Source organism: Chryseobacterium indologenes (assembly GCF_001295265.1).
Classification (GTDB): Bacteria; Bacteroidota; Bacteroidia; order Flavobacteriales; family Weeksellaceae; genus Chryseobacterium; species Chryseobacterium indologenes_A.
In genome coordinates, this window is record NZ_LJOD01000011.1 from 137,266 (window position 1) to 148,157 (window position 10,892).

Here is a 10,892-nt window from a genome sequence, read left to right on the forward strand (position 1 = left end):
CAAATTAGTGGCAAAATATTTTTGTTTAAATAGTAGAGTTTTACTGTTTACGGTATATTAATATTATATTAAGTTATTGTTACATGCTGGAATTGTAGTAGCCGTTCTCTACACAGAAACGGATGAGGTGCAGCTTTGTTTTCAGTCCCAGTTTTTCTGTCAGCCTATTGATATAGGTATCTATTGTTCTGGTGCTCAGGTTCAGCTTTTCTCCGATTTCTTTGTTGCTGAATCCTTCATAACAGAATTTCATCAGCTGGATTTCGGTTGAGGTAAGCTCTTCCTGTCCTTTTTTCTGGCGTTCCATGTAATCCTGTACGGCAAGAGGCTGCTGTTCCCATTCTTTAGAATACGCTTCATAATCAAATTCTTCAGAGCCCGTACTTCCTTTAATAATATCCTTTATAATATTGCTTTTTTTCTGGCAGTAATAAATATTGGGAATTTTAGAAAGGATTTCTGCCATATCTTCCTGGTAGGTATTGGAATAAGTAACGATGGGCGTTTCAGTATTGTTTTTTCTGATGTACTTGATGGCTTCAATTCCGCTTAATACCGGCATGAACAGCTCAATGATGAACACATCTTCCTGTCTTCTGTAGATTCTGTTAACGAGCTCGTGCCCGTTATTGCAATCATTCAGAAGCATATAGAAAGGGTTCTCCATCAGCGTTTTGATCATGATTTTTTTAAAATAAAAATCGCTGTCAGCTATAGAAAATCGCACCGTATTGGATAAAATTTTACTCATCTTTTAATATCGATTTGGCCTATGATATTTAAAATTCAGAGGCCTAATTTATGAAAAACTTATTAAAGTGAAAATTAATCTTAATTTAATTCCAAACACGTTGAAAATGGTGCGGGGAAAATACATCTTGTGCATAAAATTTTTTTTTTATATTTTCACAGGCCAAACAAATCGCAAATTATGTCTTCTAGCAGGGAAAAAAAATTAAACAAATCAGACGTCAGAACGGGCATTTTGAAGTTTATTCTGTCTTTTGCTGTTCTTTCTGTGGTATCCTTTTTATGTCTATTTCTCTTTTTCAAGAGTTATGCTGTACAAAGAGAAGGTATTGACAGGGATGACCGCGAATATACATCTCTTATGCAGAAAAGTGATCAGCTTAAAGCTGTTGTTGACGAGATCTATCAGGAAATGAGCCAGCATGATAAGGTAAGAAATGACGGATTTCTGAGAACCAGTATCTTTGATAAGATGAAAGATGTAAAAAACGTCATGGGTAAAGACAGTGCAGGAAGTTTTAAACATTATGCCATTCTGATGAAGCAGATCAATCCTATGCTTACCCTGAAAAAAGAGATTGTTAAGCAGGAAAATAGAAAGCAGGGTGTATGGGCCGAGCTGCAGGACTGTATGGGAAAAACAGGAGTTGTTGACAGGGAGCTTCAAAAAGATCCTACAAGAAACTTTACAGGAGGTAAAAAAAGAAAATAAATAAAAAAAAAGTTATGCAGGGACAAATCACACTATCCAAGAAAGAAAGGCATTACCAGTTTTTTTATTTAATACTGATGCTTCTGGTTGCCATGATATTTCTCGGGATCATCTTTTTAAAAGGATTTGATTCACCGTTTTCAGATGAAGATATAATAGCTATTCAGAAGCTCGAGAAAAAGAAAGAGTTTGAGAGACAGCAGAAACTTCTTCAACCAAGAATAGACAGTACCTATTCCATTATCAACAAAATGTCAGGCACAGCACCGGAACCTTATATTGAACAGGAAATTTCTATCGGAATCAATGATATTGGAAATCATTTTGATGATGGAGTAACTGATATCCGTAAAGAAGCCTATCCACAGATCGTTAAATTCTATAAAATGTATTTTGAGGATAAAAGAGCACTTTCTACCACTACTGAAACTCTTCAGAAACTGGAAAAGGATCTCACCGACTGCCAGATAGGATTCAAAAATAAGCAGGGACGCCTTTATGACAGAAATGAACAGATAAGGAACAGAACCCAGTAAACCAAGCAAATAAATATTAAAAAAATAAAACACATCAATCACTAACTATGAATTATTTTCAAAAAAACAAAAAGAACATTATAATAGGTGTTATAGCAGCTCTGCTGATTGCCGCACTTGTTGCATTATGGCTCCAGAAGAAAGTGATCCACTCTTCCGATGATATTCTTGGAGTAGTTTATCCGTCCACTTTATTCATCGGAGATACTCTTTCATTCGAAGATAATACCCAGTTTGCCAAAACCAAAAAATGGACTTTTGGAGACGGAACCACTTCTGATAAAAGCAAAGGGATTCACTTCTATAATAAATCCGGATATTACACTGTAAGCTTAATTGTGGATAACAAGTACACGAAATTCTTCCAGGTAATGGTAAGGGAAAGGCCAATGAGACCGGATACCACAAAGATAGCAACGACTATTGAAGCCCCTCTTCAGGCTATGCAGAATGAAGCGGTACAATTCCGGGCAGTATCTGATGCAACCAAGTTTGAATGGAAATTTGGAGAAAGCGGAGGTGTAGACGCCAGAGAAAAATTTGCTATTTACACTTTTAAACAGCCGGGTGAATATAAAGTGGCTCTGTTAACGGAAGAAAGCAGAGAACCTGTTTATCACACGATTAAAATCATTCCTGAGTACAACTCTTTGGATGATGTATTGCCTGTAGAAGATGCTTATGCGAAGGTTGATAACAATTTCAAATACCACCTTCAGCAGATTGCCAACGGAAACGATTTCAATATGCATTACAACTACCTTTTGAAAACATACCTGTGTAACAATGAAAACTCAGTGGTGAAGGTAAATGACAGTAAGGTCAATAACTTTTATATGTACTGTGCAGGGCTTCAGTTTGACAAAAATGTAGTGATCCAGACCGTAAAAGTGAATTTTGATGATACACAGACCTGTGTAACCAAAGTAGATATCAACCAAAGCAAGTAATATTCTCCGGATAACCGGATGCGCCAATCATAAAAAGATAAAATAGGATGAAAAATAAATTTCCTCTAGCAGCATATTATATAGGATTATCAGTGTTATTAGCGAGCTGTCAGGTGAAGCTGCCGTCTAAAAGAACACCTGAGCCGTCACAGTACGGGCAGGTAGACAATTCACCGGTAGTGAACGGGTACCCGAAAAAATCAGTTCCATGGATTGTTATTTCGGACCGCTCCAGAAACACAGCCTATCTTGATAAAGATGACGAGAAGTCGTATAAAGAAGTTAAATTCCTGGAACCTCTAATGGTTCTGAAACATAGAGACGGAATGGTAAAAGTAGCGGAATATGTTCCGGATGCTTTAATGAAAAAAGTTTCGTCAAAATCTATTAAAACTTACGGATGGATTTCAGAATCCGATCTTCTGTTATGGAACAGCTCTTTAAAAAGTGAAAAGACCGGATATCCGGTAAGAGTAGCGGTAGTTCCGAATAACAGTGATGTCATCAGAAGTGCCGAAAGGTATTATAAGAATGACTCCATCATGGTGTTCAACTCGCCAAGCCTTATCGAAAACGCTAAAGCTAAAATTCCGAACGGGCAGATGGTGTATGTATACAAGCAGGCCGAAAATAACAGAAGATTCCTTGTAGGTAAAAAACCTTCTATTGATATAGACAGTATCAGCACCAATCTGTATGGCTGGGTAGATGCCAATGTGATCTCTGCATGGGGAGAACGTTCTGCCATTAAGCTGAAAAATGATGCCGGATATAATGACACTACCTTAGGAGTTCATGAAGGGTATCCCGGAGGGGCAAATACAGAAAACAGAACGGCTATTCTTCTTACAGACGCCAGCAAGAGAACTCCTCTTGAAAATATTTATCCTGTAACTCTGGCATTGAATGAGGCTCCAACCCCTGATTCCAAAACAAAGTATTTTACCAATATTCTGGATTACAGTAAGAATTATGTATTTAATGTTTTAGGAGATAAAATTTATTTCGACCGGTATAAAGAAATTACGGAAAGAGATAAAAATATCAACATCGTTTTTGCTTTGGATGTAAGTGCTCCCAATGCACCTTACGCACCTATTGTAAAATCATTACTTCAGGATCTGCAGCTTAGATTTGAGACCCCGTCCTATTTTAATACAGTAAAATACGGTGTGGTTTTGTATAAAAACAATCCATGTGGAAATAATGTATCAGTTTCCAGTTTAAATACAGACTACAATAAGATCACCAAATTTATTGATGAGAAAACGAATGAGATGAACTGTGTAAGCAACAGCGGGTATCAGCCGGTAGGAGAAGCGCTTTCCGCAGCAGGAAACCTTCTTTCCAATGTTCCGGATGAAACGAATATTGTGATTACAGTGGGAACTTCGTCCAGCCAGAGCGGAAATATGTATGGAGTGATCAGCTCACTTTCACAGGCTCAGGCAAGACTGATCATGTTCCAGACCAGCGCAAGATCATCCGATAATTACAATGATTTTGTATTGATGTCTGAAAATGTGGTAACCAATACCGCCAAAAATATAGCTGAACTTAAAAAGCAGAAGATCGTTAAGCAGGCCGACGTTCTTACTAAGAATAATTTTAGTCTTGTAGAAGGGGATGCCGGGTTTTTCTCATTAGATTATCCTAAGCAGAGTATGTCTCAGGGGTTTGTAATCTTCCCTAAAAAAGGAGAAATTGCAACGCCGGGATATCTTAAAAAATCTGTAGACAGTCTTATTGCACAGGTTACTTTAGATAATCAGACCATTGATAAGTCACTTAACGAATATTTCCATTCTTCTGTAGGAGCAGGAAATACAGATGTAGATCTGAAATATAAATACCTGTATCCGGGACTTACAAATCCTGTTTCTGCAGGAATTGCCGCACAGCTCATCAACTACGGAAACCCATTCCTTGTGAAAGGGCACATTCCGAAAGACCTGAAAGATTTCAAACCGGGACATGAAAAAGGAATTCTGATCTCTGAAACAGAATTTGATAATCTGAAAAATTTCTATACCGAAGTATACCAGAAAACAGATGCCGGCAGAGAAGATTTCAGAAGAGCAAGCGCTATCAGGGAATATATAAAACTGCTTAAGAAATATAATCCTACAATAAAGTTCCTTGATAAAGGAGATCTTTATCAGAAATCTATGTCTTATGCCGTAGGTTTAAGTACCGGGTTTGATCTGTCTGAAGAAGAAATAATGGCTAAGTTTAACCTGAGAGGATGGAAAAAATCTAAAGATATTTCAGACCAGACGGTAAGAAACTATTTCCTGAACTATAAAAAGCTTGCAGACAGAATGCTTTCCTATAGAAAACATCCTGCTGTAAAGATTGAGCAGAACGGACAGACATTCTACTGGCTTAATGAGCACTTTATGCCAACCATGCAGGAAACAGAAGCGCCGGAATATACCAAGCATTAATTATAACATATATAATAATATCTAAAGCAGGAGTTTAACTTCTGCTTTTTTATGTTGAAAAAATGAAAATGAACCTTGATTATTTTGCACTTATACAAATTTCATAAAACGCAGGAAATTCTGTTTTATTTCTCATTTAAGTGTAAAATATCTCTGTTTTTCAAGGTTTAAGAGGTTGTTTGAAATCTTTTATTCATGGTGTTTTGATGCTGTTTTTAAATCCAGTATCGTAGAATTACTACAAAAAGTCGTAGAACTACTACAATTTTTCAGATTTACAGTAAAAAGCTTTTTTTTAAAAAAAGGACGTTCTATATTTGCTCAACAATCAATCACCAAATCACAAAATATTAACGATTAAAATTTACTAATCATGGCAGCAAATTCAAGAGGAATTTTAAAATTCAACGGAGGAGAAGGTCAGAAACTATTAAAGCTGAACTACAGCGTATCAAGAACCACAGACGTTTCAGGACGTGTAGCATCAGATCCTTCTAATGCACTTATTAAGATTACAGTAGAAGCTACTGAAAAATCAGATATCCTTGAAAGCTTATTAAACGGAAAGTATAAACCTACAACCGGAGAAGTTACTTTCAACAAATCTCACGAAGAAGGAACTCTTATTACTTTGAGCTGGAATAACGGATATGTAATTCAGCATCAGGTAGAGTTCGATGCAATCGACGAAAACAGCATGCTGATCAGTTTCGTAGTGAGTGCAGAAACCATCGACTACGGAGGTTCTAAGTACGACGGAATATGGCCGGGTGCTTAATCTTACACTATTACACATCAACATTCATAAAAAAAGGCTGTCCCAAGAAAGACGGTCTTTTTTGCCTGGGATGATTTATTCTATGTTACTTAAAGAAACAATAGACAAATAACCTGCCGGAAATATATGGACCGGATGATTTTTTTTATTACCTTTAATGTATTCAAACACAATAAAATATGAAAGCCCAAACACAAAATATGCCGAAAAACTCTTCATTTCGTCCGTCTCAGAATGCCGACGGAATTTCTGAAAATCAACATTCCGGGATCAACCGTCTGGTGAAACTGTCTTTAGTGATAGAAGGAAAAATTATTAAATTTTATAAGCATTTTAAGCTGAAACAAAGCACCAGCCGTCATCATGAATTTAGTTTAACCCTGGCCCATGATGCTTTGGGGGACCGCCAGACCCATACTCTTGAAGAAGCCAATAAATTCCTGGGGAAACGTCTTACTGCCGTTATTTCATATAAAGATATTGAGAATAGCCCCGAAAGAAATTTTGTAGGGATCATTACTAAGGTAGGCTTCAGCCAGGAAAAAATGAGTCTGGGGAATATCGTTCTTTCAGGATACAGCCCAACTATTCTTCTTGACGGTGCCCCGCATGTACAGAGTTTCGGAGGCGGCCAGCCTGTGAATATGGGAATTATTGCTGAAGAAGTGATCAGGCAGGGTATTGATAAAAGCCGGTTTGATATCAGAATTGATACCAATGATTATTCCCAGATCATATACAGCAGCCAATACAATGAAACCCATTATAATTATCTGGCACGAATGGCAGAGGCCTATGGTGAACAATTCTATTATGATGGTGAAGTACTGCATTTTGGTAAGCTTCCACCTCAGAATAAGCCCATCAAACTTACGTATGGAAGTAATGCAGATGATATTAAAGTAGAATTAAAAGCAGTTCATACGAAACCCGAGTTCTATGGATATAACAGCAGCCGTAACGAAAAACTTACTTCCGGGGCAACACCGATCCAGCATGTAAGTGACCTGGCCAAAACAGCTTATGAACACAACGATAAAATTTATAAAACACCCGCTCTTCAGGTAGCCCCTATCAAAGCAACTACCCATCTTGATGTTGAATATTCACAAAAAAGTACTTCAGGAAGTGAAGCCGTAAATGTATTTTCAGTATCAGGAAATACTACTGTCCCGTTTTTACATCCTGGATGTGTGGTTGATCTTCAGATGAGAAAACCTGATACCAACGAAGCATCCTATTTCACCAGAATTATGGTGACTGAAACCACCCATGAGATTGATACCATTGGCCATTATACAGGAAGTTTTGAAGCTATAGCTTCAGACACAGGATTTTTACCAAAACCGGAATTCACTTTCCCAAAAGCCGAACCACAAATTGCAACCGTGATTTCCAACGCTGATCCCGAGGGACAGGGAAGGGTACAGGTAAGATTCGACTGGCAAAACAATGATACAACTCATTTTATCAGAATGATGAGCCCGGATGCAGGAGGAACAGACCGGGTTACCCAAAATAGAGGTTATGTGGCCATTCCTGAAATAGGAGACCAGGTAATGGTAAATTTTGTACACAGCCATCCGGACCGTCCATTTGTTATGGGAGGAATGTTCCATGGCGGAGTAGGACTAGGCGGAGGATTGGATAACCGCGTTAAATCCATTCAGACCCGAAGCGGGCACAAAGTAATATTTACTGAAGATGAAAGTATCATCATTACCGATAAATCCGGAAACGAAATCCATCTGGATACAACAGGAAGCAATATTACCATTACTGCCCCTGAAACCATGACATTGAACTGCAGAAATATGAATATCAATGTCGGTGAGAATATGACAACGAATGTGGGAGTCAATAAAATGGATACTATTATGGTTAATCATTCAGAAAGTGTAGGTTCCATGAAATACCTTTCTACCGGAGCAGATTTTATAACGAATGTAACCGGAAAAATGACAGAATTTATCCAGGGAAATAAAGAATCTCACACAGAAAAAGACCGATTAAGAGTAGCTAACGGACAAATTACCACCCAAAGCCAAGGAACATTTGAGCAGCATGCTCAGAAAGAAGTACAGAATAATTCCGGAGAGAAGTCTAAAAACCACTAATTTTTTGTACAAATGAGCAAAGAATCTTACATAGGTGGTGACTATATAGAAACAACCGGTGGTGATGCTAAAACTTTTGCAGGAAAAAGTATTGTAAACTCTTCTGCACAGCAGTTTGCTCAAAAAGGAGAAACGTCAGGGGTAAGTTACAGCGTAAATACTGCACCACCCTCATTAGGCAGCCTGGATCTTATTAAAATTAAGATCAACACAACTTTTGATGTCTGCCATGATGAAGTTTCCAGTTTCAGTGAGTTTAAAAGTTTCTGGATATTGGAAGATAAAGGAAAGTACTACCATTGGCTTAGTCTCAGAGGAAATCCTGAAGACAAAAATAAGCCGGATCCTTTACCTGTCACGCTGGCAAGTACAGACAGTTTTGTGTTCACAGCGACCTTTAAAGCAAAAGCTCCGGTAGCATGTAAAATCCGGGTTCAGGATTCAAACAAAAGATATGTTTTTAAAGAACAGCAGCATCCTAAAAAAAATAAGGATGAAGAACATGAGCTGACATTCACCTGCGATACAAAGCCCTATAAGGATACCGTGCAGTATCTGGAGAATTTTACCCTCAATTTTGAATATTCCGAAGACGGGAAAAATTGGGTGCCCATGAAAAGTGTTAAATTCTGCTTATACCTTACAATAGGAAGTCCGGGATATGATCAACTGTCTCCTTCTTCAGCAAGAGGAGGAGAGTATACTGCTGAAGACGGAAATCGCAGGATTATAAATAGAGCAAACGGTAAAGAAAGCATACTGGAAACATTCCTGTATGTTGGATGTAAATTTGGTAAAGGATCCAGAAATGCTGATGAAATTATGAATAATGTCTTTGCTCATATAAAAACTTTAAATGTTGAAAGGGCCCGTATAAAAGGTGCTATGGGATATTGGAGGAATACCAGCTCACTCCATGCCAGCAGCATGCGGTTCCGGGGAGTAAGATATTTGATAAAATATGGAGAAGCAAGATGTGGAGAATGGAGTTCTTTTTTACAGGATATATGCAAAATACAGTCAGGAAGCCTGTTTACAGGCAAATTTGATGATTTTGTAATATTGCCTACAGGAACTGTGGATGCCGGCGGATATAAGAATTCTCTGTTTTTGGTAAAAGAATGGACAATAAAAGACCCTCTTGCCCCTGTAGATATAAAACAAAAAGCACAGGATTTAAAAAATATACCTCTGAATTTATTCTGGGATCATGTGTTTACCAAATACGGCAATACATATTTTGATCCCTCTTATGGGTTATCATCAACGGTGAAATTTGCTGATGATGATGCATTATTAAAAGATTATGCATCAAAAGCTTTGAGCGGTATTCTGTATGCCAAAACAGATCCTGCCAATCCGTTTACAGATGCTATAGCCTATAAGCCACAGGCTGGGAAATATTTAGATCCATTTAAAGATTATACCCTTACCACCGATAAACAGAACAGATACAAATATAAAACGGTTATTTCGGATATGCAGAAAGAGTTGATTAAACAGATTTATCCTAATTAATAAATTGGCTATGAAAAGAATATTTTTTTTGATATTAGTTTTCTTACTACAATTGGTCTCATGTCAAACCCATACAAAATCTAATATGAATGCAAATGCTGAATTAATCTTTAATAAAGAACTGGATAAAAACCTTTCTGTTGAGTGCTTTGTAGACAATAGCGGTAATTATTATACCTGGGAATTTAAAATCAAAGGCAAAGAAAACAAAACACTTGATCAGTTTAAGATCAGTAAACAGAAACTGAATGAATATAGTCCGCTTGCCGGCAGACCGGGTTTTTATAAACAGTTTAAAGTAATTGCAGCCTTTAAGAATATGGATAATATTGTATTCCTGCTGGATAAATTCGGACAGGTTGATGTGCAGTTATATTCTTTATCAGGAAAGAGTTCCAGAGTTATTATTCCATTCAAAAATTATCAGTTATCCCCAATGGATACAGACATACTGGGAGAGGATTTCCAGGATGTTAAAATGATAAATAATACCATCTATACCCTTTCAAAACATCTGAGGGAAAACAGCAGGTTTTATCACATTTCAATGGTTGATCTCATTGATAAAAAGGCACAGGAAAGTTTGATAAATGTATCTGCCAAAGAATCGGTTAAAGACCAGAATGGTGATCAGAAAACAATTGTCCAGCTTGAAGACAGTTCCTACAAATCAACGGGGTTCGGTTTTAAATTTTCCCTGTTAAATAATAATCTTCTGGAGGTAAAAAAAGATAATGCAGACGATTTTATGACGAGAATTAATTTTGCTCCTTCAAAAATGGATAAAAATAAGGACATCAATACAATTATAGAATAAAACCATATCGAATTTTACTATAAAAGCCCTGTCATAAAACAGGGCTTTTTTTGTGAATTTTACTCTTCTGTATTCAGAAAATAAACCTTGATACTTCCCGTTTTAGTGTGAAAATAAATACAGTGTCAATTAGAAAGAATAACGATTAATAAAGGGAGTTTCGAGTGTTTTAAATCAAAAGTCGTAGAATTACGACATCAAATCGTAGAATTACTACAATTTTTCAGATTTACAGTGAAAAGCTTTTTTTTAAAAAAAGGTCGTTCT

9 protein-coding genes are annotated in these 10,892 nt (G+C 37.0%); 8 read left to right on the forward strand and 1 reads right to left on the reverse strand.

What is annotated here, in order from left to right; all coding sequences use genetic code 11:
- Positions 1 to 79 precede the first annotated feature (79 nt).
- A complete protein-coding gene (locus tag AOB46_RS16115; protein WP_062701219.1) occupies positions 80 to 751 on the reverse strand; it encodes a response regulator transcription factor in 672 nt (223 codons plus the stop codon).
- 180 nt (positions 752 to 931) lie between these two features.
- On the opposite strand from AOB46_RS16115, the gene tssO reads away from it, so the two are divergent.
- The 8 genes from tssO to AOB46_RS16155 all read left to right on the forward strand — a co-directional run bounded on the left by tssO (position 932) and on the right by AOB46_RS16155 (position 10,625).
- Entirely contained in the window at positions 932 to 1,462 is a 531-nt protein-coding gene (gene tssO, locus AOB46_RS16120; RefSeq protein WP_062701221.1) for a type VI secretion system TssO, read from the forward strand.
- Positions 1,463 to 1,476: 14 nt separating this feature from the next.
- Positions 1,477 to 1,998 carry a type VI secretion system transmembrane protein TssO gene (locus AOB46_RS16125; RefSeq protein ID WP_062701226.1) on the forward strand — a complete coding sequence of 174 codons (522 nt, stop codon included), beginning with the start codon at positions 1,477 to 1,479 and terminating at the stop codon, positions 1,996 to 1,998.
- Positions 1,999 to 2,045: 47 nt separating this feature from the next.
- The gene (locus AOB46_RS16130; protein ID WP_062701228.1) at positions 2,046 to 2,948 is read left to right on the forward strand and encodes a PKD domain-containing protein; all 903 of its coding nucleotides are present in this window, start codon (positions 2,046 to 2,048) and stop codon (positions 2,946 to 2,948) included.
- Between the two features lie 47 nt (positions 2,949 to 2,995).
- On the forward strand, positions 2,996 to 5,395 hold the full coding sequence (gene tssR, locus AOB46_RS16135) for a type VI secretion system protein TssR domain-containing protein (protein WP_062701230.1): 2,400 nt from the start codon (positions 2,996 to 2,998) through the stop codon (positions 5,393 to 5,395).
- A gap of 373 nt (positions 5,396 to 5,768) precedes the next feature.
- On the forward strand, positions 5,769 to 6,173 hold the full coding sequence (gene tssD / locus AOB46_RS16140) for a type VI secretion system tube protein TssD (RefSeq protein ID WP_185113879.1): 405 nt from the start codon (positions 5,769 to 5,771) through the stop codon (positions 6,171 to 6,173).
- 179 nt (positions 6,174 to 6,352) lie between these two features.
- Positions 6,353 to 8,290 carry a type VI secretion system Vgr family protein gene (locus tag AOB46_RS16145; protein WP_062701236.1) on the forward strand — a complete coding sequence of 646 codons (1,938 nt, stop codon included), beginning with the start codon at positions 6,353 to 6,355 and terminating at the stop codon, positions 8,288 to 8,290.
- A gap of 12 nt (positions 8,291 to 8,302) precedes the next feature.
- Positions 8,303 to 9,808 carry a hypothetical protein gene (locus AOB46_RS16150; RefSeq protein WP_062701238.1) on the forward strand — a complete coding sequence of 502 codons (1,506 nt, stop codon included), beginning with the start codon at positions 8,303 to 8,305 and terminating at the stop codon, positions 9,806 to 9,808.
- Positions 9,809 to 9,893: 85 nt separating this feature from the next.
- Positions 9,894 to 10,625 carry a hypothetical protein gene (locus AOB46_RS16155; RefSeq protein WP_062701239.1) on the forward strand — a complete coding sequence of 244 codons (732 nt, stop codon included), beginning with the start codon at positions 9,894 to 9,896 and terminating at the stop codon, positions 10,623 to 10,625.
- Positions 10,626 to 10,892: the final 267 nt, after the last annotated feature.

Excerpts from the sequence above, each read along its gene's own strand:
- AOB46_RS16145 (WP_062701236.1), top strand. The coding sequence starts at position 6,353 with ATGAAAGCCCAAACACAAAATATGCCGAAAAACTCTTCATTTCGTCCG.
- tssR (WP_062701230.1), top strand. The coding sequence starts at position 2,996 with ATGAAAAATAAATTTCCTCTAGCAGCATATTATATAGGATTATCAGTG.
- AOB46_RS16125 (WP_062701226.1), top strand. The coding sequence starts at position 1,477 with ATGCAGGGACAAATCACACTATCCAAGAAAGAAAGGCATTACCAGTTT.
- tssO (WP_062701221.1), top strand. The coding sequence starts at position 932 with ATGTCTTCTAGCAGGGAAAAAAAATTAAACAAATCAGACGTCAGAACG.
- AOB46_RS16155 (WP_062701239.1), top strand. The coding sequence starts at position 9,894 with ATGAATGCAAATGCTGAATTAATCTTTAATAAAGAACTGGATAAAAAC.
- AOB46_RS16130 (WP_062701228.1), top strand. The coding sequence starts at position 2,046 with ATGAATTATTTTCAAAAAAACAAAAAGAACATTATAATAGGTGTTATA.
- tssD (WP_185113879.1), top strand. The coding sequence starts at position 5,769 with ATGGCAGCAAATTCAAGAGGAATTTTAAAATTCAACGGAGGAGAAGGT.
- AOB46_RS16150 (WP_062701238.1), top strand. The coding sequence starts at position 8,303 with ATGAGCAAAGAATCTTACATAGGTGGTGACTATATAGAAACAACCGGT.
- AOB46_RS16115 (WP_062701219.1), bottom strand. The coding sequence starts at position 751 with ATGAGTAAAATTTTATCCAATACGGTGCGATTTTCTATAGCTGACAGC.